This is a genomic window from Phycicoccus avicenniae (assembly GCF_050496545.1).
Classification (GTDB): domain Bacteria; phylum Actinomycetota; class Actinomycetes; order Actinomycetales; family Dermatophilaceae; genus Phycicoccus; species Phycicoccus avicenniae_A.
Genome location: NZ_JBNVZV010000002.1, coordinates 1 through 22657, shown reverse-complemented (window position 1 = coordinate 22657; position 22657 = coordinate 1). Strand labels below are relative to the sequence as shown.

Annotated in this window: 20 protein-coding genes; 5 read left to right on the top strand and 15 right to left on the bottom strand. The window is 74.0% G+C overall.

Annotated features, from left to right (window positions below; translation table 11 throughout):
• Window positions 1-183: 183 nt before the first annotated feature.
• Window positions 184-1551, top strand: coding sequence for a transaminase (locus tag ACQZ2A_RS01820; protein ID WP_430206788.1), 1368 nt, complete (start codon window positions 184-186; stop codon window positions 1549-1551).
• A 70-nt stretch (window positions 1552-1621) separates the two neighbouring features.
• Here ACQZ2A_RS01820 and ACQZ2A_RS01815 read toward each other — a convergent pair whose 3' ends face one another.
• The 7 genes from ACQZ2A_RS01815 to ACQZ2A_RS01785 all read right to left on the bottom strand — a co-directional run bounded on the left by ACQZ2A_RS01815 (window position 1622) and on the right by ACQZ2A_RS01785 (window position 8311).
• On the bottom strand, window positions 1622-3490 hold the full coding sequence (locus tag ACQZ2A_RS01815; protein WP_430206787.1) for a S53 family peptidase: 1869 nt from the start codon (window positions 3488-3490) through the stop codon (window positions 1622-1624).
• A gap of 277 nt (window positions 3491-3767) precedes the next feature.
• Window positions 3768-4730 (bottom strand): permease prefix domain 1-containing protein, encoded by a 963-nt coding sequence (locus ACQZ2A_RS01810; RefSeq protein WP_430206786.1) that lies wholly within the window; start codon window positions 4728-4730, stop codon window positions 3768-3770.
• A 27-nt stretch (window positions 4731-4757) separates the two neighbouring features.
• Window positions 4758-5087 (bottom strand): PadR family transcriptional regulator, encoded by a 330-nt coding sequence (locus ACQZ2A_RS01805; protein ID WP_430206785.1) that lies wholly within the window; start codon window positions 5085-5087, stop codon window positions 4758-4760.
• 81 nt (window positions 5088-5168) lie between these two features.
• The gene (locus ACQZ2A_RS01800) at window positions 5169-6119 is read right to left on the bottom strand and encodes an acyl-CoA thioesterase (RefSeq protein ID WP_430206784.1); all 951 of its coding nucleotides are present in this window, start codon (window positions 6117-6119) and stop codon (window positions 5169-5171) included.
• A 33-nt stretch (window positions 6120-6152) separates the two neighbouring features.
• A complete protein-coding gene (locus ACQZ2A_RS01795; protein ID WP_430206783.1) occupies window positions 6153-6647 on the bottom strand; it encodes a hypothetical protein in 495 nt (164 codons plus the stop codon).
• Between the two features lie 27 nt (window positions 6648-6674).
• Window positions 6675-7226 carry a VOC family protein gene (locus ACQZ2A_RS01790; RefSeq protein ID WP_430206782.1) on the bottom strand — a complete coding sequence of 184 codons (552 nt, stop codon included), beginning with the start codon at window positions 7224-7226 and terminating at the stop codon, window positions 6675-6677.
• Window positions 7223-8311 (bottom strand): potassium channel family protein, encoded by a 1089-nt coding sequence (locus ACQZ2A_RS01785; RefSeq protein ID WP_430206781.1) that lies wholly within the window; start codon window positions 8309-8311, stop codon window positions 7223-7225. The genes ACQZ2A_RS01790 and ACQZ2A_RS01785 overlap by 4 nt, the downstream gene beginning before the upstream one ends.
• A 109-nt stretch (window positions 8312-8420) precedes the next feature.
• Here ACQZ2A_RS01785 and ACQZ2A_RS01780 point away from each other — a divergent pair, with 109 nt between their 5' ends.
• Entirely contained in the window at window positions 8421-8858 is a 438-nt protein-coding gene (locus ACQZ2A_RS01780; protein ID WP_430206780.1) for a YdeI/OmpD-associated family protein, read from the top strand.
• 21 nt (window positions 8859-8879) lie between these two features.
• Here the strand turns inward: ACQZ2A_RS01780 and ACQZ2A_RS01775 are convergent, their stop codons facing one another.
• Both ACQZ2A_RS01775 and ACQZ2A_RS01770 read right to left on the bottom strand, forming a co-directional pair.
• Complete coding sequence (locus ACQZ2A_RS01775) at window positions 8880-10853, bottom strand: TIGR03960 family B12-binding radical SAM protein (RefSeq protein WP_430206779.1); 1974 nt, start codon at window positions 10851-10853, stop codon at window positions 8880-8882.
• A gap of 56 nt (window positions 10854-10909) precedes the next feature.
• Complete coding sequence (locus ACQZ2A_RS01770; protein ID WP_430206778.1) at window positions 10910-11497, bottom strand: DinB family protein; 588 nt, start codon at window positions 11495-11497, stop codon at window positions 10910-10912.
• Between the two features lie 137 nt (window positions 11498-11634).
• Between ACQZ2A_RS01770 and ACQZ2A_RS01765 the strand changes: the two genes are divergently transcribed.
• From ACQZ2A_RS01765 to ACQZ2A_RS01755, 3 genes are read left to right on the top strand one after another with little or no spacing between them, the layout of a single operon-like run.
• Entirely contained in the window at window positions 11635-13014 is a 1380-nt protein-coding gene (locus ACQZ2A_RS01765; protein WP_430206777.1) for a dihydrolipoyl dehydrogenase family protein, read from the top strand.
• A gap of 57 nt (window positions 13015-13071) precedes the next feature.
• On the top strand, window positions 13072-13647 hold the full coding sequence (locus ACQZ2A_RS01760) for an RNA polymerase sigma factor (protein ID WP_430206776.1): 576 nt from the start codon (window positions 13072-13074) through the stop codon (window positions 13645-13647).
• Entirely contained in the window at window positions 13644-14498 is an 855-nt protein-coding gene (locus tag ACQZ2A_RS01755; protein WP_430206775.1) for a hypothetical protein, read from the top strand. The genes ACQZ2A_RS01760 and ACQZ2A_RS01755 overlap by 4 nt, the downstream gene beginning before the upstream one ends.
• 64 nt (window positions 14499-14562) lie before the next feature.
• Here ACQZ2A_RS01755 and ACQZ2A_RS01750 read toward each other — a convergent pair whose 3' ends face one another.
• From ACQZ2A_RS01750 to infB, 6 genes are all read right to left on the bottom strand, one after another.
• Entirely contained in the window at window positions 14563-16434 is a 1872-nt protein-coding gene (locus ACQZ2A_RS01750; RefSeq protein WP_430206774.1) for an AMP-dependent synthetase/ligase, read from the bottom strand.
• Between the two features lie 97 nt (window positions 16435-16531).
• Window positions 16532-17662 carry a rod shape-determining protein RodA gene (rodA, locus tag ACQZ2A_RS01745; RefSeq protein WP_430206773.1) on the bottom strand — a complete coding sequence of 377 codons (1131 nt, stop codon included), beginning with the start codon at window positions 17660-17662 and terminating at the stop codon, window positions 16532-16534.
• Complete coding sequence (locus ACQZ2A_RS01740; RefSeq protein WP_430206772.1) at window positions 17626-18588, bottom strand: bifunctional riboflavin kinase/FAD synthetase; 963 nt, start codon at window positions 18586-18588, stop codon at window positions 17626-17628. The genes rodA and ACQZ2A_RS01740 overlap by 37 nt, the downstream gene beginning before the upstream one ends.
• Window positions 18589-18598: 10 nt before the next feature.
• On the bottom strand, window positions 18599-19534 hold the full coding sequence (gene truB / locus ACQZ2A_RS01735; RefSeq protein WP_430206771.1) for a tRNA pseudouridine(55) synthase TruB: 936 nt from the start codon (window positions 19532-19534) through the stop codon (window positions 18599-18601).
• Window positions 19518-19991 carry a 30S ribosome-binding factor RbfA gene (rbfA, locus tag ACQZ2A_RS01730; RefSeq protein ID WP_430206770.1) on the bottom strand — a complete coding sequence of 158 codons (474 nt, stop codon included), beginning with the start codon at window positions 19989-19991 and terminating at the stop codon, window positions 19518-19520. Before rbfA ends, truB begins: the two co-directional genes overlap by 17 nt.
• A 229-nt stretch (window positions 19992-20220) precedes the next feature.
• The coding region (infB, locus tag ACQZ2A_RS01725) for a translation initiation factor IF-2 (RefSeq protein ID WP_430206769.1) at window positions 20221-22657 on the bottom strand (2437 nt) is incomplete at its 5' end.

The following is a 22657-nucleotide window of genomic DNA, read 5'->3' as shown; positions in this document are numbered from 1 at the left end:
TTCCTCCGATGTCCCGGTGCCGAAACTAGCGGCCCGCTGCGGCCGGAGCCATGGGGAGGACTGCCCGTTCCGTGGCGCCGGAGCATCAGGCCGACCGATCCGACGGCCGCGATCCCGATCGAGAACGGATCGAGCGGCGGATCGCACTGTCGGCGACGCCATCCGCAGCACTATCGTGCAGCCATGTCGCCGACCGACCACGCCCGCCTCGCCACGCTCCTCGCCGCCGAGCAGGAGCGCTACACCGCCGAGCACCCCCGCAGCCGCGAGCTCTTCGCCGCCGGGTCCAACCTGTTCGGCCGCGTGCCGATGACCTGGATGAACAAGTGGAGCGGCGGCTTCCCGCTCTACCTCGACCACGCCCGCGGCAACCGGATCACCGACGTCGACGGGCACACCTACGTCGACTTCGCCCTCGGCGACACCGGCGCGATGGCCGGCCACTCCCCCGTCCCCACGGCCACCGCGGTCGCCCGGCGGATGGGCGAGCTCGGTGGCATCACGACGATGCTGCCCAGCGAGGACGCCCAGTGGGTCGGCGAGGAGCTGACCCGCCGCTTCGGGATGCCGCTGTGGAGCTTCACCCTCTCGGCCACCGACGCCAACCGCTGGGCGGTGCGCCTGGCCCGGCTGGCCACCGGCCGCTCGAAGGTCCTCGTCTTCGGCTACTGCTACCACGGCTCGGTCGACGAGACCTTCGCGATCCCCGGCCCGGACGGGACCACCGTCTCGCGCCCCGGCAACGTGGCGCCTCCGGTGCCGCTCGACCTCACGACCCGCGCCGCGACGTGGAACGACCTCGCCTCCGTCGAGCGCGAGCTCGCGCACGGCGACGTCGCCGCGATCCTCACGGAGCCGGCGCTGACGAACATCGGCATCGTCCTGCCCGAACCCGGGTTCCTCGAGGGGCTGCGCGAGCTGGCGACCCGGCACGGCGCGCTGCTGATGATCGACGAGACGCACACCTTCTCGGCCGGCTGGGGCGGCGCCACCCGGGCGTGGGACCTCGAGCCCGACATCTTCGTCATCGGCAAGTCGATCGGCGGGGGCATCCCCTGCGGCGCCTACGGCATCACCGAGGAGGTGGCGGCGCGCATCACCCGGCACACCGACGCCGGGGAGGCCGACATCATCGACGTCGGCGGCGTGGGCGGCACCCTCGCGGGCAACGCGCTCTCGACCGCCGCGATGCGCGCCACCCTCGGCGAGGTGCTCACCGAGGCCGCCTTCGAGCACATGACCGGGCTCGCCGAGGCGTTCACCGACGGCGTGCAGGGCGTCCTCGACGAGTACGACGTGCCGTGGTCGGTCAGCCGGCTCGGGGCCCGCTCGGAGTACCGGTTCGCCCGGCCCGCCCCGCGCACCGGTGAGCAGGCGGCCGCGGCCCACGACGACGACATCGACGCCTACATGCACCTGGCCACGTGCAACCGCGGCATCCTCATGACGCCGTTCCACAACATGGCCCTGATGTGCCCGGACACGACGCGCGCCGACGTCGACCGGCACACCGAGGTGTTCCGCGAGGTCGTCGGCGCCCTCTACGGCTGAGGCCGGGCACGCCCGAGGGCCCGGCCGCACACCTCGGCCGGACCCTCGGGGGGTTCTGGTGGACCGCTGCTCAGCGGCCCGACGCTGCTCGCAGGTAGGCCGCCGTCGGGCTGCCGACCCCGCTCACGTCGTCCCAGCCACGACCCGTCGTGAGGCTCGAGTCCTGGTCGAACGTGCGCACCGTGGCGGCCGTGCCGTCGTCGGCGTTGGCGCCGTTGACGTAGTCGACGCGGATGTTGCCCGCGTCGCCCTCCGGCCGCACGTCGTGGAAGACACCGGAGCGCTTCCCGAGCCGGTACAGCATCGGGTTCGCGAAGCCGATGCGACCCCGGGTCTGCTGGACGTCGGCCTGCAGTCCCGCCATCAGCGGTGACGCGAGGCTGGTGCCGCCGATGCGGTACTCGCCGTAGCGGACTCCCTGGCCGAAGCGGGTCGGGAGGTCGAACACCTGGGTCTCGCCGACGAGCATGCCTGTCGTCGGGTCGGCGTCCATCGCGACGTCCGGGACGCCGCGCATGGCGCAGCCGGTGCTCGTGTGCTGCTGGTAGAAGGGCTTCGTGAACAGGCTGCTGCAGCCGCCACCGGCTCCGTAGAGGTAGCCGGCCGGGTCCCAGGCGCCGTTCGCCAGGGTGTACTTCTCGGTGCCCCAGCCGGTCTCGAACCGGCGCTGCCCGTTCTTGTCGACCGCGAGCGCGGTCCCGCCCACGGCGGTGACGTACGGGTCGGCAGCCGGCCAGTCCGGCGACACGACACCGGTGTTCGCGCCCTCGTCGCCGTCGTCACCCGAGGAGAAGTAGGTGCCGATGCCCTGCACGGCACCCTGGAGGATGACCGACTCGTAGGCCTGGACGAGCGCGTCGTCGATGGTCGGCGTCTTCACGCCGTCGACCACGACGTAGGTGGGCTCACCCCAGGAGTTGGAGATGACCGACGCCTTGTCGTCGTGCACCACGCGGGCGATCGAGTTCAGCAGGTCGTCGTCGTAGCAGCTGGCCGCTCCGTAGTAGGCGACCTTGGCGTCGGGCGCCATCCCGTGGACGGCCTCGACGTCGAGGGTCTCCTCACCGAACCAGCCGTTGCCACCGCACTCCTCGACCTTGGCCGGGTCGTAGGTGGTGTCGTTGGCCTGCGAGAACTGGCCGCGACGGAAGGCCTTGTCCCCGTGGCGGGTCGCGTAGGTGTTGGCGTCCTCCTCGATGGTCGGGGCGGCGAACGCGTCGGTGATGGCGACGGTCTCGTTCTTGCCGGTGCGCTTCGTCGCGGTGACGCCGTAGGCCGATCGCAGCTGCTTCGGGGTGTAGCCGCAGACGGAGTAGGGCAGGTGCTTGCCCTCGAAGGCGGGGTCGGTGCGGTCGACCTTCTGGCCGTAGTACGCACCGCACGTCGTGGAGTTCACGAACCCGGCGGGCGGGCCGAGGTCGCTCGGGGAGGCCGACGACGTCGTGCTCGTGCCGCGACCGCCCTCCTGCGCCGGGGTCGTCCGGTGGGTGACGGTGTCGAGGCCGGTGACGGCGAGGACCTGGCCACCGAGGGCGTCGGGCACGGTGACGGCGGTCGTCGGGGCCGTGCCCGTGTGGCCGTCGAGGGTGAAGGTCTGCAGGCCGGCCGTGAAGGCGGTCGAGACCGCCGAGCGGCTGCCGGAGACCTCGACGAAGTGCCGGTCGGTCCCGACCGCGTCGACGTGCAGCCCGGCGCCCCGCGCCCAGCTGCCGACGGCCGAGACGGTGGCCGCCGAGGGGGCGAAGCGCGCCGCGTACTGCGCGGTGTCCAGGAAGCGCCCGTACTGCGCCGAGGCGGGATCCGAGACGGAGGCCGCGAGCGCCCGGAGCCCGGCGGCGTCGCGCGGGGCGAGCCAGACCTTCACCCGGGTCGTGCCGCCCGTGGTGGCGGCGGAGCGCTGCGAGGCGACGTGCGCCGTCCAGGCGGGCGCCCTGCTCACCTCGTGCCGACCGTTTGCGTGGGGTGATGCCACGGCGGCACCGGCGGATGCCACGGCGAGGGCGGCGACGCCGATCAGCGCCGCCGTGCCACGAGTCGTACCTGTCACGGAGGACCTCCTGCGAGTGACGGACGCGGGACGGTGGCCCCGCGTGGCCGACTCTCACCCCGCGCCCGCCCCTCACCCCCTGACGGATGTCACGGGTCGGGCTCCGGCACAGGCGCGCCCGCACCGCCGTCCTCAGCGAGCGCTCAGCCTCGGGCTCCGGACGGTCCGCTCACCCCCGCCGGAGGCGGCGGACGGTCTCGACCTGGTCCCAGACCGTCACGACGAGCACGCCGAGGGTCACCCCGACCGTGAGATCGCGCGGCGCGTTCACCCAGCCGCCGTCGACGAGCGCGTCGAGGAACCGGCCGTCGAAGAAGCGGTCGGTCTGGAGCAGCCACACGAGCAGCGCGGCGGTCGCCACGTCGAGGAGCCCCCCGACGCCGGCGCTCCCCCACGTCCAGCGCCCGGCCCGGTGGACGGCGACGACGAGCACCGCCTGGGCGACGAGCAGCGCGAGGAGCACCGGCAGCCATCCGGTCCAGAGGTCGGGGTCGAGCACCGGCACCTCCTCGCCGCGCAGCCGCACCGGCGAGCTGACCTGCTGCCACACGAGGGCGAGCACCATCACCAGCAGCGCGACGAGCGAGCCGACCGTCTCGCCGCGGCTCACCGACCGGCGCGAGTCGGGTGCGTCGGGCAGCTGCTCCGGCGTCCATCCCATGACGCCCTTCCCCGGCTGCGTGCGCTCGAGGATCGCGAACACGAGCGTGGTCCAGAAGGCGATGTGCAGGGCGGTGCTGAGCCCGGCGAGGGCGGCGCTCCCGAAGGCCGGACCCACTCCGTCGGTCGCGACGTCGTCGACGAACAGGCGCACGACGAGGGTGCCCACGGCGGCGATCGGCACGACGACCGCGAGGAGGACGGTGACGAGCCGGCGCCACTCCGGGTAGAGCGCCGGGCCGATGAGGTGCAGCGGCCGGCCGGTGTAGCCGGCGGCGAGCCGGATGGGGTCGCCGAGCTCGACGAGCACGTCGTGCTCGGCGGCCTCGCGGTCGGAGGCCGAGCCGGCGTCGAGGCGGGCCTCGACCATGTCCTCGATGGTGCCGCGCAGCTCGCGGTCGACGTCCTCGCGCTGGTCCTGCGCGAGCTCGCGGACGGTGGCGGAGACGTAGCGGTCGGTCAGGGTGCCCATGGGGGTCGTCCTCTCGGTCGGAGCAGGTCAGGCGAGGTCGGTGATGGCGGCGTCGAGGGAGCGCCAGTCGGCGCGCAGGGCGGCCAGGACGCTCTCCCCCGCCGGGCTGGTGCGGTAGAACTTGCGCGGCCGGGACTCCTCGGTGTTCCACTCGGCCGTGAGCAGCCCCTGCTTCTCGAGGCGCCGGAGCAGCGGGTAGAGAGTGTTGGCGTCGACCTCGAAACCGCCCCGCGCCAACGACTCCAACAGCGCGTAGCCGTAGTCCGGCGTGCGCAGGCCGGCCAGGCACGCCACGACGACGGTGCCCCGCCGCAGCTCCTGCAGGTGCCCCGCCAGCACACCCTCGTCATCCGTCATGCGTCACACCATAGTGTGCGTCACACACTATCGTCAATGACACAAGCCGCAGACGGCGCGGACGGGATGCGGGCGGACCGGTCAGTCGCCGTGGCGGGCGCGGATGGCGACGAGCTCGACGGCGTGCGCGTCCAGCGCACGGTCCTCGTCGGACACCGGCACCCACGGCGGCGTCGGCACCGCCCGGCGGTCGGCATCCAGGCCGACGAGGATGGTGCGGCAGTACGTGGTCAGCTCGAGCGCGTCGGCGCCGCCGGTCGGGTCGCCGGAGCGCACGTGGACGCCGACGTGCATCGAGGTGCGCCCGGTGTGCAGCAGCCGGGCCTCGACCTCGACCAGGTGCCCGATGCGCAGCGGCCGGTAGAACCGCACTCCCCCGGTGAAGATCGCGACGTTGTCGGCGTCGCCGGTCCACTGCGTCGCGAGGACGTGGGCCGCCTCGTCGATCCAGCGCATGACGATGCCGCCGTGCACCTTGCCGCCCCAGTTGACGTCGGTCGGCGCAGCGAGGAAGCGCAGCGTCACGCGGGGCGCGGTGCCGGCGTCGGAGTAGACCTGGCCGGCCATCGCCGCCTCGACCTCGGCGCGCACGTCGGCCCGGCGCAAGGCCCACGCCCGCGCCAGCTCGTCGGCGGTGGTACGCGGCACGAGCTCGGGGACGGGGGTCGAGCGGCCTGCGTCGTCGACCGCCACGAAGACGATGAGGCACCGGGTGGCCGGTTCGAGGGCTCGGGTGCGCGGGCCGCCCGAGGCCACGTCGACGCTGATGTGCATCGAGCTGCGCCCGGTGTGCACGACGCGGGCCGTCACCTCGACGAGGTCGCCGATCTCGACCGGGCGGGTGAAGCGGACGTTGCCGACGTACGCGGTGACGCAGTAGGTGCCGCTCCAGCCCGCGGCCGCGGCGTAGCCCGCCTTGTCGATCCACTCCAGCACCCGGCCGGCCGAGACCGAGCCGGAGTGGCCGGCATCGGTCGGGGCCGCCAGGAAGCGCAGCGTGATCTCGCTGGGCGGGGGCGGGCGGTCGTCCACGGTCGCCATCCTGTCAGCCGGCCTGCCCCGCGCTCAGGCGCCGGCCACCTGGCAGACACCAGTCTTGAGCATGAGCAGGGTCAGGGCCGAGGGCTGCCCCGCCTGCACCTGGCCGGCGGCCTTGGTCAGGTCGTCCGCCAGGGCTCGCCTCCCGACGGTGGGGTTGGCCCCCGCCACGGCCGACGCCGCCGCGAGCAGGGGGTTCGGGTCGGTGGCCGGGTTGCCATCGAGGGAGTCGGAGAGCACCGTGGTGACGGCGTCGCAGGCGACCGCCCTCTCCTCGGCCGGAACCTCGCGGTAGCGGGTCGCGGCGTCGCGCAGGGACGAGGACCACCCGCGCAGGAGGTCGTCGGTGGAGCGACCCGCGGCATCGGCCTCGGGCTGCGCGAGGCGGAGCACCTCGTCGCTGTCCAACCGGGTGGCGCGGGCGACGTCGTCGGCCAGGGTCGCGACCCGGCTGCCCTGCCCGCACCCGACCGTGAGCAGCACGGCGAGCACGGGGGCGAGGGACAGGACCGCTCGGGGCACGGACCCACTGTGGCCGACGCGGGGCGGTCAGGGAAGGGGCGGGCCGAGGTGGGTCATCGCCTCGTCGACGGTGCGGAAGACCTCGCTCGGCGGCGCATCGGGGTCGGGGCGCCATCGCGGGAGCTCGTCGGGGCCCTCGCTGGGCGCCGTGCTCCCGGGGCCGTACTCGAAGAGCCACCACACGCCGTGCCACGGGTCGAGGAGGCGGGCCAGCCGCTGGCCGCCGTGGAACGCGGTGGGCGGCGTGACCACCTCGGCGCCGTGCGCGACCGCCCTGTCCACGACCTCCGCGACGTCGGCCACGTACACCTGGAGCAGCGCCGGGGTGAAGGCCCACTGCGGCTTGGCGTCGGCGCACATGATGGTGGAGTCGCCGACCCGTACCTCGGCGTGAATGAGCAGGCCATCGGCGTCGACGGTGTGGGCGGCGAGCGTCTCGCGTCCCCCGAAGACCTCCTCGACGAACCGGACGAAGCCGGCACAACCACCGGGGCCCCGGACCGCGGCGAACGGGTTGACGCTGCCGTACCCGGGGGGCAGGGCGGGGCCGGTGAGGACGGACGGGTGCTCGGTGCTCATCCCCCCAGCGTGCCCCCGACCGCCGACACGGGCTGCCCCGTGACCGCGAGCGCGCGCAGCCGGCCGACCTGCTCGGGGGTGCCGAAGACGATGAGCGTGGCTCCGGCCTCGAGGACGCGGTCCGCCGGCGGCGACGGCGTGAAGGGGCCCTTGCGCGGCGCGCGGACGGCGAGCAGCTGGCAGCCGCAGGTGCCGAGGACGTCGACCTCGCCGAGGGTGCGCCCGACGACCCCGTCCGCGTCCGTGAGCCGCACCTGCTCGATCCGGACGTCGAGGTCGTCGTCGTGCATCACCTCGTCGAGGAACTCGGCGACGTCGGCGTGGAGGGCGAAGGAGGCCATCCGCCGTCCGCCGATGAGCTGCGGGTTGACCGCCCGGGTGGCCCCGGCGAGGACGAGCTTGTCCTTCGAGGCCAGGGTGCGGGCCCGGCTGATGATCACGAGGTCGGGTCGCAGCGCGCGGGCCGAGAGCGTCGCGTAGGTGGTGTCGGCGTCGCTGTCGAGCGCGCAGACCAGCGCCCGCGCCCGCTCGATGCCGGCCGCGCGCAGGACGTCGTCGTCCGCGGCGTCTCCGTGGACGCAGGGTCCGTCGGCCCCGGCCAGCCGGACCTCGTCGGTGTCGACGACGACCACCCGGTGGCCGCGGTCGAGCAGGTAGCGACTCGCGGAGCGGCCGACCCGGCCGTACCCGCAGACGATGACGTGGTCGCGCAGCCGCGCGATGTCGTGCTCCATGCGACGCCTCCGGAGGTGCTCGCGCAGGTGGCCCTCGGTGACGGCCTCGACGAGGACCCCGAGGTTGTAGAGGACCGTCCCCACCCCGAGCAGGATGAGGACGATCGTGAAGGCCTGGCCGCCCGGCCCGAGCGGCCGCACCTCGCGGAAGCCGACCGTCGCCACCGTGGTGACGGTCTGGTAGAGCGCGTCGAGGAACGGGAAGCCGAGGACGACGTAGCCGAGCGTGCCGACCACCGTCACGGCCGCGAGCGCGCTCAGCGCGACGGCGATGCGGCGCAGGGCGTCCCGGCCGGAGTCGGAGCCCAGGAGGAGGGCCCGACGCCGGCTGCTGCCGCTCGGCCTGCCCACGGGTCCATCGTCCCCCCGCCTCGGCGCCGGCGTCCGCCGCTGCGACCCACGCCACGCGTCGCCTCCGTCACCCTGCAGGACCGGTCTGCGGTCGGGCAGACTGCCGCCCATGGAGTTCACGACGGAGCTCGAGGCCACCGGCGGCACGACGACGGGCTTCGTGGTCCCCGACGAGGTCGTCGAGGGGCTCGGTGGCGGCCGGCGCCCGAAGGTCGCGGCGACCGTCGCCGGTCACACCTGGCGCACCAGCATCGCCTCGATGGGCGGGCGCTTCCTCCTCGGGGCGAGCGCGGCGGTCCGCGAGGCGGCGGGCATCGCCGCCGGCGAGACGCACACGGTCACGGTGGTCCTCGACGACGCGCCGCGCACGGTGGAGGTGCCGGACGACCTCGCCGCCGCCCTGGCCGCCGAGCCCGCGGCCGCGAGTGCCTGGGCGGCCCTGACGTACAGCGCGCAGCGCCGGCACGCAGAGGCCGTCCTCGCGGCGAAGAAGCCCGAGACGCGTGCCCGACGGGTCGAGTCGGTCGTGGCGGCTCTGCGCGCCTGAGGCCACCACGAGCGCCCGGCGTCAGTGCGTGTGCGCGGCCTCGGCCATCGCCGCGCGGCCGGAGCCGAGGACGGTGAGCGGCAGGAGGGTCTTGCCCGTGGGGCCGATCTCGATCTCGGTGTTCATCTGCGGGCAGACGCCGCAGTCGAAGCACGGGGTCCAGCGGCAGTCCTCGACCTCGGTCTCGTCGAGCGCGTCGAGCCAGTCCTGCCAGAGCCACTCCTTGTCGAGCCCGGAGTCGATGTGGTCCCAGGGCAGGACCTCGCTCTCCTCGCGCTCGCGGGTGGTGTACCAGGCGACGTCGACGCCCTGCGGGGGCAGCTCGCGCTCGGCGGCGGCCATCCAGCGCTCGTAGGAGAAGTGCTCGCTCCAGCCGTCGAACCGGCCGCCGTCGCGCCACACGGCCTCGATGACCCGGCCGACGCGGCGGTCGCCGCGCGAGAGCAGGCCCTCGACGATGCCGGGCTTGCCGTCGTGGTACCGGAACCCGATGGCGCTGGCGAAGCGGCGGTCGGCGCGGATCGCCTCGCGCAGCTTCTGGAGCCGGGCGTCGGTCTCCTCGGCGCCGAGCTGGGCGGCCCACTGGAACGGCGTGTGCGGCTTGGGCACGAACCCGCCGATCGAGACGGTGCAGCGGATGTCGCGGCGGCCGCTGACCTCGCGGCCGGTCTCGATGACCCGCTTGGCGAGCTCGGCGATCTGGAGGACGTCCTCGTCGGTCTCGGTCGGGAGGCCGCACATGAAGTAGAGCTTGACCTGCCGCCAGCCGGCGCCGTACGCGGCGGCCACCGTGCGGATGAGGTCGTCCTCGCTGACCATCTTGTTGATGACCTTGCGGATGCGCTCGGAGCCGCCCTCCGGCGCGAAGGTCAGGCCGGAGCGGCGACCGTTGCGGGTCAGCTCGTTGGCGAGGTCGATGTTGAAGGCGTCGACGCGCGTGGACGGGAGCGACAGACCGGTGTTCGTGCCCTCGTAGCGGTCGGCAAGCCCCTTGGTGACGTCGGCGATCTCGGAGTGGTCCGCGCTCGACAGCGAGAGCAGCCCGACCTCCTCGAATCCCGTTGCCGCGAGGCCGCGCTCGACCATCTCGCCGATCCCGGTGATGGACCGCTCGCGCACCGGGCGGGTGATCATCCCGGCCTGGCAGAAGCGGCAGCCGCGCGTGCAGCCGCGGAAGATCTCGACCGACATGCGCTCGTGGACCGACTCGGCGAGCGGCACCAGCGGCTGCTTCGGGTAGGGCCAGGCGTCGAGGTCCATGACGGTGTGCTTCGAGACGCGCCACGGCACGCCGGGGGCGTTCGGCGCGACGCGCTGGATGCGACCGTCGGGCAGGTAGGTGACGTCGAAGAACGCCGGCACGTAGACGCCACCGGTGCGCGCCAGGCGCAGCAGCAGCTCGTGGCGTCCGCCGGGACGGCCCTCGCGCTTCCAGTCCCCGACGATGTCGGTGATGGCCAGCACGGCCTCCTCGCCGTCGCCGACGACGGCGCAGTCGACGAAGTCGGCGATGGTCTCCGGGTTGAACGCCGCGTGGCCACCGGCGACGACGAGCGGGTGGGACTCGTCGCGGTCACGAGCGTGCAGCGGGATGCCGGCGAGGTCGAGCGCCGTGAGCATGTTCGTGTAGCCGAGCTCGGTGGAAAAGGACATCCCGAGCAGGTCGAAGTCGCCGACCGGGCGGTGCGCGTCGACGGTGAACTGCGGCACGCCGTGCTCGCGCATCAACGCCTCGAGGTCCGGCCACACCGCGTAGGTGCGCTCGGCGAGGGCGTCGGGGCGCTCGTTGAGCACTTCGTAGAGGATCATGACGCCCTGGTTCGGCACGCCGACCTCGTAGGCGTCGGGGTACATCAGGGACCAGCGGACGGTCGCGTCGCCGGCGACGTCCCAGGGCTTGACCGTCGAGTTCAGCTCGCCGCCCACGTACTGGATGGGCTTGCTCACCTGCTCGAGCAGCGGCTCGAGGGCGGGGAAGACGGACTGTCCGGGCATCCCCCAAGGGTAGGTCGGGCACGGGCCGTGCCCAAACCGGCCGCTCCCGTCGTGGCTCAGGCGTCGAGGGTGCCGGGGGCCGCGACGTAGGGCTGGAAGAAGGCGTTGGCCGGCGCCCCGAGACGGGACAGGACGAGGCGCGGCACGGCCTCGCCGTCGACCTGCTCGCGGAGGATGTCGGCGTGGCCGGCGTGCCGGGCCATCTCCTCGACCTGGTGGGTCAGGTAGTAGCGGGTGCGCGCGGGCATCGGCTCGGTGATGCCGTGCCACGGCGAGGGTGGCTCGAGGCGCTCGGCGTCGGGGTCGGCCGCGCGCAGGGCCGCGAGGTAGCGGGGTCGTGCCGCGTCGAAGGCCTCGAGCACCCCGGCGGCGCTCTCGTCGTCGGTGAGCGAGAAGGCGGCCTGGTACGCCGCGTACGCCTCGGCGTCGAGCACCCGCTCCTCGCCCGCGAGCAGCGCGACGGCCCCCTCCATCCCCCGGGTGACGTGCTTGAGCAGGCCCGCGAGGGAGAGCGCGCTGCGGCACGGCGTGCTGCGCGCCTGCTCCTCGGTGAGGCCGTGCACCGACGCGCGCAGGGCCTCGAGCTGCTGGTCGACGTAGCCGACCAGCGTGGTGGACTCGTCGTCGGGTGCGGGTGCGTACATCGGTGGCCTCCTCGTGCCGGCCCCGGGGGCTCGGGGCGCGGGACCCTGTCTACCGCGGGCCGCCGACACCGCCGAGGAGCGAAAGTGGGCGTCCGCGGGGGTCCCCGGGGCGGGGACGGCGTGCGAGGCTCTTCGCCATGAGCGATGACCAGCGCGTCGACCTCGTCGTCATCGGCCTCGGACCCGGGGGCGAGCACCTCGCCACCGAGGCCGCCCGCGCCGGGATGCGCGTCGTCGGCGTCGACGAGCGCCTCGTCGGGGGCGAGTGCCCGTACTACGGGTGCATCCCGAGCAAGATGATGATCCGCGCCGCGAACTCCCTCGCCGAGGCGCACCGGGTCGGCACCCTCGCCGGCTCCGCGAGCGCCACCCCGGACTTCTCGGTGGTCGCCACCCGCATCCGCGAGGAGGCCACCGACGACTGGGACGACACCGTCGCCGTGCGCCGCCTCGAGGACGCGGGCGTCACGTTCGTCCGCGGCCACGCCCGCCTCGCCGGTCCCGGCGTCGTCGAGGTCGACGGGCAGCGCTTCGTCGCCTCCACCGGCGTCGTCCTCAACACCGGTACCGCGCCGTCCGCGCCGCCGGTGGACGGGCTGGCCGCCGCGCCGTACTGGACCAACCGGGAGGCGCTGCGCGCCACCGAGGCCCCGGCGTCGCTCCTCGTCATGGGCGGGGGCGCCATCGGGGCCGAGCTCGCCCAGGCCTTCTCCCGCTTCGGCACGACGGTCACCCTCGTCGAGGCCGCACCGCGCCTGCTCGCGCTCGAGGAGCCGGAGGCCTCCGCGGTCGTGGGCCGGGCCTTCGCCGCGGACGGCATCCAGGTCCTCACCGGCGCCACGGCCTCCTCCGTCGACCACGTGGACGGCCGGTTCTCGCTGGTCGTCCGCCCGGAGGGCGGCGACGAGCTGACCCTGGAGGCGGACCGGATGCTCGTCGCGGCGGGCCGCCGCCCGAACCTCGGCGACCTCGGGCTCGAGACCGTCGGCCTCGACCCCGCCGCCCGCTCGGTCGTCACCGACGAGCGGATGCGCGCCGGCGAGAAGCTGTGGGCGGTCGGCGACATCACCGGCCAGGGCGCCTTCACGCACATGTCGATGTACCAGGCGGGCATCGCGCTGCGCGACCTCACCGGCGCCGACGGCCCGTGGGCCAGCTACCACGCGGTCCCGCGCGTCACCTACACCGATCCGGAGGTCGGCGCGGTCGGCCTCACCGAGCAGCAGGCCCGCGACGCCGGGCTCGACGTCCGCACGGGCACGACCGCGCTGGAGGAGTCGACCCGCGGCTGGATCCACAGTCCCGGTGGCGAGGGCCTCGTCAAGGTCGTCGAGGACCGCGCGACCGGCCACCTCGTCGGTGCCACGTCGGTCGGTCCCACCGGCGGCGAGGTGCTCTCGATGCTCGCCACCGCCGTCCACGCCCGCGTCCCCACCGCCGTGCTGCGCGAGCAGGTGCTCGCCTACCCCACCTTCCACCGGGCCGTCTCGAGCGCCCTCGCCGACCTCGTGTCCTGACCCACGGTGCCCGCCCGCCGGTGACACACTTCCCCGGCAGGCGGACAGGAACGGGACATGGACACCACGAACGCCCCACCGGGGCCCTCCGACGAGGACCGGTTCCGCGCCGCGTACGCCGCCTGGTACCCCGACGTGCTCCGCTTCGTCAGCCGACGGGTGCACCCCACCCACGCCGAGGACGTCGTCGCCGAGACCTTCCTCGTCCTCTGGCGACGCGTCGCCGACCTGCCCGCCGACCCGGACGCCGGACGGGCGTGGGCCTTCGGCGTGGCCCGCGGCATCCTGCTCAACGACCGGCGCGGGGTGCGACGCCGGGAGGCGCTCGCCGTGCGGCTCGCCGACGAGGCCCTCCGCGGGAGCGCCCCCACCGGCGAGGACCCCGACCTCGTCGCCCGCCGCCTCGACCTCGTCGCCGCGTGGCCGCGCCTGACGGCCGCCGACCAGGAGGTGCTCGCCCTGGCCTACTGGGACGACCTCACCTCCCCCGGCGCCGCGGCCGTGCTCGGCATCTCCCCGGTCGCCTTCCGGCTGCGCCTCACCCGCGCCCGGCGCGCCCTCCGCCGCCACCTCGAGCTCACCTCGTCCGCGGCCACCCGATCGTCCGCACTGCCCGAAGGGAGCGTGCCGTGAGCCGCACCGACCTCGACCCCACCACCACCCGCGCCCTCTCCGCCCTCGACCCGGCGCCGGCCCGCCCGCTCACCGGCGACGAGGCGGCCCGTGCCGAGGACCTGCTGGCGCGCATCGTCGCGGCCCCGGCCGTCGACGACGGCCCGCACCCCGCACCCCCGACCCGACGCCGCACCCGCCGGCGGCTGGCGGTCGTGGGCGGGCTCGCCGCCGCGAGCGCCGTCGGCATCGTCGGCGTGCAGCTCCTGACCGGTGGGGACACCGCGTACGCCACGTGGACGGCCGTGCCGCACCGCCCCACCACGCCCGAGCAGCTCGCCGCGGCGGATGCCTGCCGCGACTCCCTGCGGGACACCATCTCGGACGGCGGGAGCGACCCGAGCGGGGTGACGCCGGCCGGCCTGGACGCGGCGAGGCTCGTCGTCGCCGAGCAGCGGGGCGCGTGGACGATGGTCGTCCTCGGCGGACCTCCCGGGGTCGAGGGGTCCTGCCTCACCCGGTCGGGTCCCCTGCGCGCGCAGAGCACCACCGGCTACCTCGGCACAGGGGGCACCGCGCCGCAGGGCCGCGAGATCCGGCTCAGCGCCTGGGGCACCTCGGTCAACGGCGACGCCGCCGTCACGGAGGTCGTGGGGGCGGCCGGTCCGCAGGTGGCCTCGGTGGTCCTGCACAGCGCCCAGCGGGGGGACGTCACCGCCACGGTCCGCGACGGGCACCTCCTGGCCTGGTGGCCGGTGGCCTCCGACGGCGGTCCCGTCGACGACACCCTGCCCGAGGCCACCGTCACCTACACCGACGGCAGCACCTGGCGCGGGCGGCTCGAGGCGACGCAGGGGACCCCGACCGGCTGAGCGGCACCGGACGCACGCGGGCCCGGCCACCCGAGGGGGGTGGCCGGGCCCCGGCGCGCGCGGCTCAGCCGGAGTAGTGGGCGTCCAGCAGGTCCTGGTAGCGGTCGGCGACGACCTTGCGCTTGAGCTTCAGGCTGGGGGTCAGCTCGCCGTCCTCGACGCTCAGGTCGTGCTCGAGGATGGTGAACTTCTTGATCGTCTCCCACCGGTTCAGGCCGGCGTTGAGCTCGTCGACGTAGCCCTGGACCATCGCCCGACACGCGTCGGAGGAGACCACCTCCGCGTAGGGGCGGCCCGCCATCCCGTTCTGCGCGGCCCAGCCGGCCATCGCGTCGGCGTCGAGGGTGACCAGCGCGGACACGAAGTTGCGGTCCGCGCCGTGCACGATGAGCTGGCTGGCGTACGGGCACAGGCCCTTGAACGTGGACTCGATGATCGAGGGCGCCACGTACTTGCCACCGCTGGTCTTGAACAGGTCCTTCTTGCGGTCGGTGATCCGCAGGAAGCCTCGCTCGTCGAGCTCACCGATGTCGCCGGTGTGCAGCCACCCCTCGGCGTCGATGGTCTCGGCCGTCGCGTCGGGGTTGTTGTGGTAGCCCTGCATGATGCCCGGCCCGCGCATCAGGACCTCGCCGTCCTCGGCGATGCGCGCCTCGGTGCCGGGCAGCGGCCACCCGACCGTGCCGTACCGGTAGGCCTTGGTGCGGTTGACGAACGAGGCGGCGCTGGTCTCGGTCATCCCGTAGCCCTCGGCGATGAGCATCCCCATGCCGTCGAACCAGCGCGCGATGTCCTGGTTGAGCGCGGCCGAGCCCGAGATGAAGAAGCGGATGTTGCCGCCGAAGCGCTCGCGGATCTTGCTGGCCACGAGCTTGTCGAGGACGGCGTGCTTGCGGGCGAGGAGCCCGCCGGGGTTCTTGCCCTGCTCGCGCAGGATGCTGACCTCGCGGCCGGTGTCGCTGGCCGCCGCGAAGAGCCTGGCCTTGAGGCCGCCCTCGGCCGCCATCATCATCTGGATCCGCGCGTAGGCCTTCTCGAAGATGCGCGGCGCGGCACCCATGAAGGTCGGCTTGACGACGGCGAGGTTGTCGACGATCTTGTCGATCCGGCCGTCGATGGCCGTCGCGAAGCCGATCTGCAGCGGCAGGGTCAGCAGGTTCTTGCCGAAGACGTGCGCGAGCGGCAGCCAGAGGTACTGCACGTCGTCCTCGGTGAGGATGTTGATCGCGTCGGTGGCGGCACCCTCGTAGGTCCACGAGCTGTGCAGCAGCCGCACGCCCTTGGGGCGGCCGGTGGTGCCCGAGGTGTAGATGATCGTCGCCAGCTGGTCTGGCTTGATGGCCTCGACCCGCGCGTCGACGGCGCCGGGGTCGCCCGCGAGGTACTCGCGGCCGATCTGGCGCAGCTGGTCGAAGGTCAGCGTCCAGTCGTCGGTGTCGGGGACGCCCTCCATGAGCACGACCCGCCCGACACCGGGGATGCGGTCGCGGATGGCCCGCAGCTTCTCGAGCTGCTCGGAGTTCTCGGCGAAGACGACGCGGGCCCCAGAGTCGGAGAGGATGAACGCGACGTCGTCGGCGATGGTCGTCGGGTAGATCGTCGTCGTCGCGGCCCCGGCGAGCATGTTCGCGAGGTCGGCCAGGGCCCACTCGTAGCGGGTGCCGGAGGCGATGGCCACACGGTCCTCGGGCTCGACCCCCAGGGCGACGATGCCCGCCGCCAGCTCGCGGACGACGACGTCGAGCTCGCGCCAGGTCACCGTGACCCACTCGTCCCCGGACTCGCGGACGATCGCGTGGAGGAAGGCCGGTCGGTCGGCCGAGGCGGCCACCCGGTCCCGGAACAGGTGCGCGACGCTCTGCGCCCGGTGCTCGAGGACGGCGTGGTCGACGGGCTCGTCGGCCGGCGTGTTGATCTGCGGGGTCACCAGGTGCATGGTTCATCGTCCTCGGCATCGGTGGCGTGGTGCCGGAATCCTGTCACACCGCACGGCCGGAGGGAACCAATTCGGTTACCCGCGAGTCACTTCTCGGTCAGCGCCGGTCCGGCCCGGCGCGGGCGGCGTCGACGAGGCCGATCGCCAGCCACGAGGCGATCATCGAGGACCCGCCGTACGACACGAACGGGAGCGGGAGCCCCGTGACCGGCAGCAGGCCGAGGTTCATCCCGACGTTCTGCACGACCTGCACGGCCAGCCAGGTGGCCACCCCGACGCCGACGAGCCGCCCGAACGCGTCCTCGGCGCGGGCCGCGACGACGAGCGTGCGCACGACGACGACCCCGAGCAGGACGACCAGCCCGGCCGCCCCGACGAACCCGAGCTCCTCCCCCGCCACCGAGAAGACGAAGTCGTTGAGCTGGAACGGCACGAAGCCGCCCTGCGTCCGCGAGCCGTCCATGAACCCCTGGCCCCAGAGGCCACCGCCGCCGATGGCCAGGCGCACCTGCCGGACCTGGTACCCGGCGCCCTCGGGGTCGGCGGTCGGGTCGGCGAACGAGGTGAGCCGGGCCCGTTGGTAGGGACTGAGCAGCGGTGTCGTCAGGGCGAGCACGACGGCGGCGACGGCCAGCGCCAGGCCGGCGGCGACCCATCGGCGCGGCAGCCCCCCGACGACGACCACGACGCCCCCGGTCGCCAGCAGCACGAGGGTGGTGCCGAGGTCGGGCTGGAGCAGCACGAGGGCCACCGGCAACCCCAGGACGACGGCGGCGAGCAGCAGCTCGCGCGGGCCGGGGTCGCGCCCACGCTCGAGCCGGCCGCCCAGCAGCGCGGCCAGGGCCAGCACCACCCCGACCTTGGCGATCTCGGCCGGCTGGAGGGTGAACCCGGCGACCAGCGGGAGCCACGAGCGCGACCCGTTGACCGTCGTCCCGAGCGGGGTGGGGACGAGGAGCAGGAGGACGACACCGCCCGCCCACGCCCACGGGGCCGCGGCGCGGACCCGGCCGCGGCCGGCGCGGGCGACGAGCACCGCCAGCGCCAGCCCGACGGCCGCCGTCAGCAGGTGGCGGACGAGGTAGGCCGACCCGGTGGTGCGCGCCGTCGCCGACCAGACGAGGAGGGCGCCGACGAGGGAGGCCCCCGCCGCGGCGACGAAGAGCCCGACGTCGTGCCGGGCCCAGCGCGTCAGGCGGGAACGATCTTGGCCAGCAGCTCGCGGCACCGCTCGACGTCCCCCGCCATCGCGTCCTGGAGCTCCTCGATGCTCTCGAAGCGCAGCGTCGGGCGGATGTGCTCGACGAACTCGACCATGACCGTCTCGTCGTAGAGGTCCAGGTCGTCCCGGTCGAGGACGTAGGCCTCCACGGTGCGGCGGTCCTGCGTGTCGAAGGTCGGGTTCGTGCCGACGCTGACGGCGGCCGGCATCGTGCGGTCCGGGGCGTCGTCGGGGACGTCGAGGCGGGTCAGCCAGCCGGCGTACACGCCCTCGGCCGGGACCAGCCCGTCGGAGTCGGGGGCGAGGTTGGCCGTGGGGTAGCCGAGCGCGCGGCCCCGGTGGTTGCCGTGCACGACGGTGCCGACGACGCGGTGCGGGCGGCCGAGGATGCGGGCCGCCTCGGCGACCCGGCCCTCTCCGAGCTCGCGGCGGATGACCGTGGAGGAGAAGCGCTCGCCGTCGCCGACGTCGTCGAGGGCGATCACCTCGAAACCGAACTGCTCGCCGAGGTCGACGAGGGTGCCGACGTCGCCGGAGTTGCGGTAGCCGAAGCGGGTGTCCATCCCGACGACGACGCAGCGGGCGTCGAGGCCTCGGACGAAGACCGAACGCACGAAGTCCTCGGGGGTCTGCTGCGCGAACTCGGTCGTGAAGTCGAGGACGAGCAGGCCGTCGACCCCGGTGTCCGCGATCAGCTCGTCACGGATCCGCGCCGGGGCGATGAGCTCGGGGGCGCGCTCGGGGTGCAGGACCGCGACCGGGTGGGGGTCGAAGGTGATGGCGACCGACGGCAGGCCCAGGCGCGCCCCGGCCTCGACGAGCGAGGCGAGCACCGCCTTGTGGCCGCGGTGGACGCCGTCGAAGTTGCCGAGCGTGAGGACGCAGGGGCGCAGGGCCTCGGGCGTGCGGGCGGGGTCGGACCATCGGTGCACAGGAGACACTCTACGAACTCGCCGGGGCGAAGACGACGAGGGACCGCGCGCTGGCGCGTTCCTCGTCGAGGACGGCCACGAGCCTGCCGTCCGGGGCGAAGGCGGCCACCGGCCCGCGACGCCCGGCCTCGGCCGACGGGATGCGCTGGCCGTACCCGACGGCGCGGGTCTCGGCCTCGTCGAGCTCGCGCACGGGGAAGGCCGCCCGGGCGGCCTCGGCGAGCGGCAGGGTCGGCATCGGCTCGCCCTGCCGGGCCTCGAGGTCGGCCAGGGCGTGGGCTCCGGCGAGGTCGAAGCCGCCGACCCGGGTGCGCCGCAGCGCGGTGAGGTGCGCGGCGCTGCCGAGGGCCGTGCCGAGGTCGCGGGCCAGGGCCCGGACATAGGTTCCCGAAGAGACAGTGACCTCGACGTCGACGTCGAGCACGGGTGTGCCGTCGGCGTCGGCCGGGCGGAGGTCGCCGACGACGAAGCGGGAGACCGTGACCGGCCGGGGGGCCAGCTGCACGTCCTCCCCGGCCCGGACGCGGTGGTAGGCGCGCTCGCCCTTGACCTTGATGGCGCTCACGGCGCTCGGGACCTGCTCGATGTCGCCGGTGAGTGCGTCGACGGCAGCCTCGACAGCGGCGCGGTCCAGACCCTCGGCGCCCGGGGAGCTCGTGGTCTCGCCCTCGGCGTCGTCGGTCAGGGTGCCCTGGCCGATCCGGATGGTCGCCGTGTAGTCCTTGTCGGCGCCGACGAGGAAGGTCAGCAGCCGCGTCGCCCGGCCGACGCCCAGCACGAGCACGCCGGTGGCCATCGGGTCGAGGGTGCCGGCGTGCCCGACCTTGCGGGTCGCGCAGAGCCGCCGGGCACGGGCGACGACGTCGTGGCTGGTCCAGCCCTCCGGCTTGTCGACGACCAGCAGGCCGTCGGGGGTCGGCGCGGCCGGCTCAGCGGGCGTCGGCACCCGGGGCGTCCTCGCCGTCCTCGGCGGCGGCGTCCTCGTCCCGCTCCTTGCGGTAGGGGTCGGCCTCGCCGGCGTAGCGGGCCTCGGCGGCGGCCCGGGCCACCTCGGCGTCGCGCTCACGAGCCTCCTTGAGGAGGTCCTCGAGGTGCGCGGCGGTCTCGGGGATGGCGTCGGCGATCCACTCGAGGGAGGGGGTCAGCCGGATGCCGAGCTGCTTGCCGACGAGCGAGCGCAGCCGGCCCTTGTTCTGCTCGAGGAGCCGGGCGGTGGTCGCGCGCTGGTCCTCGTCGCCGAAGACCGTGTAGAAGAGCGAGGCGTGCTGGAGGTCGCCGGTGACGCGGACGTCGGTGACCGTGACGAACCCGAGGTCGGGGTCCTTGACGATCGACTCGAGGTTCTCGGCGGTCACCGTCTTGATCCGGTCGGCGACCTTGCGGGCACGGGCTTCGTCGGCCACGGCTCCTCCTCTGCTCGGCGGGCGCGGCCCCACGGCGGTGGGGCCGTCCAACCCTAGGTCACCGGCGGTCCGCGCCGCGCACTCCCCCGCCGGCCCCCGGCCCGGTCACCCGTCGAGAGACGAGAACATGCCGCGCACCCCGGAGGGCACGCGGCATGTTCTCGTCGTTCGTCAGGAGCTCCGCATCAGGCGCGCGGCTTCGCCCACGCTGCGCGTGGGACCCGCCGCATCAGGCGCGCGGCTTCTCCCGCATCTCGTACGTGGTGATGAGGTCCTCGAGCTGCAGGTCGTTGTAGGACCCGAGGTTGATGCCGCACTCGAAGCCCTCGCGGACCTCGGTGACGTCGTCCTTGAACCGGCGCAGGCCGGCGATGTCGACGTTCTCGGCCACCACCACGCCGTTGCGCGTGATGCGGGCCTTCGTGCCGCGCTTGATCTCGCCGCTGCGGACGATGGAGCCGGCGATGTTGCCGAACTTGCTCGAGCGGAAGATCTCGCGGATCTCCGCCGAGCCGAGCTCGACCTCCTCGAACTCCGGCTTGAGCATGCCCTTGAGCGCCTGCTCGATCTCGTCGATCGCCTGGTAGATGACCGGGTAGTACCGGATCTCGACGCCCTCGCGCTCGGCGACCTCGGCGTTCTGGCCCTCGGCCCGCACGTTGAAGCCGATGATGATCGCGTTGGACGCCATCGCCAGGTTGATGTTGTTCAGCGTGATCGCGCCGACGCCGCGGTCGATGATCCGCAGGTCGACCTCGTCGCCCACGTCGATCTGCAGCAGGGCGTCCTCGAGCGCCTCGACCGAACCCGACACGTCACCCTTGAGGATGAGGTTGAGGGTGTCGACCTTGCCCGCCGCGAGGGCCTCGTTGAGGTCCTCGAGCGAGATGCGCTTGCGGGCCTTGGCCAGGCTGGCCTGACGGTCGGCGGCCTCGCGCTTCTCGGCGATCTGGCGCGCGGTGCGGTCGTCGGGGGCGACGACGAAGGTGTCGCCGGCCCGCGGGACCGAGGAGAGACCGAGCACCTGGACCGGACGCGACGGGGTCGCCTCCGCCACGTTGTTGCCGTGCTCGTCGAGCATGGCGCGGACGCGGCCGTGGGCCGAGCCGGCGACGATGGCGTCACCGACGCTGAGCGTGCCGGACTGGATGAGGACGGTGGCCGTCGCACCGCGACCCTTGTCGAGGTTCGCCTCGATCGCGACACCACGGGCGTCACGGTCGGGGTTGGCCCGCAGGTCGAGCGCGGCGTCCGCGGTGAGCAGCACGGCCTCGAGGAGGCTGTCGATGTTCTGCCCCTGCTTCGCGGAGACGTCGACGAACATCGTCTCGCCGCCGTACTCCTCGGCGACGAGGTTGTACTCGGTCAGCTGCTGGCGGATCTTGCTCGGGTTCGCGCCGTCGACGTCGATCTTGTTGACCGCGACGACGATCGGCACGTCGGCCGCCTGCATGTGGTTGAGCGCCTCGATGGTCTGCGGCATGACGCCGTCGTCCGCCGCCACCACGAGGATCGCGATGTCGGTGACCTTCGCACCACGGGCACGCATGGCGGTGAACGCCTCGTGACCCGGGGTGTCGATGAAGGTGATCGGACGGTCGATGCCCTCGTGCTCGCGGTGGATCTGGTAGGCACCGATGTGCTGCGTGATGCCACCGGCCTCGCCGCCCGCGACGTCCTCGTTGCGGATGGCGTCGAGGAGGCGCGTCTTTCCGTGGTCGACGTGACCGACGACGGTGACCACCGGAGGACGGGCCTCGAGGTCGTCCTCGTCCTCGGAGTCGATCCCGAACTCGAGGTCGATGCTGAAGGAGTCGTAGAGCTCGCGCTCCTCCTCCTCCGGCGAGACCATCCGGATGTCGTAGCCGAGCTCGGTGCCGAGGACCTTGAAGGTGTCCTCGTCGAGGCTCTGCGTCGCCGTGGCCATCTCACCGAGGTGGAAGAGCACGGTGACGAGCGCACCGGGGTTGGCGTTGATCTTGTCCGCGAAGTCGCTGATGCTCGCGCCCTGACGGATCTGGATGATCGTCGAGCCGTCGCCGCGCGGGACGCTGACGCCGCCGATCGACGGGGCCTGCATCTGCTCGAACTCGGCGCGCTTGGCGCGCTTGGACTTGCGGGCCCGACCGGGACGACCGCCACCGCGACCGAAGGCACCGGCCGTGCCGCCGCGGCCGTAGCCGCCGCGCCCACCGGGACCGCCGGGACGACCGGCGAAGCCGCCACCACCGGGACCGCCGCCACCGGGGCGACCGCCACCGGCACCGGGGCGACCGCCACCGCGCGCGGGGCGCTCACCGGGACGGGCGACCGCGCTGCGGTCGGGCATCATGCCCGGGCTGGGACGGGCCCCACCCGGACGCGGACCCGCCGGACCGCCGGCACCACCGGGGCCGGCCGGGCGCGGACCGCCCGGACGGCTCTGCGGACGCGGCATGCCCTGGCTGGGGGCGAAGGGGTTGTTGCCCGGACGGGGCGCGGCCTCGCGGCTGCGGCCCATGCCCTGGCTCGGGGCGTACGGGTTGTTGCCCGGACGCGGACCGCCGGGGCGGGGTGCCGGACGGGCACCACCCTGCGCGGCGCCACCCTCGCGGGCGGCGGGGCGTGCCGGAGCCTGCTCCTGGGCCGCGGGGGCCTGGGGGGCGGGCGCCTGCGGGGCCGGGGCC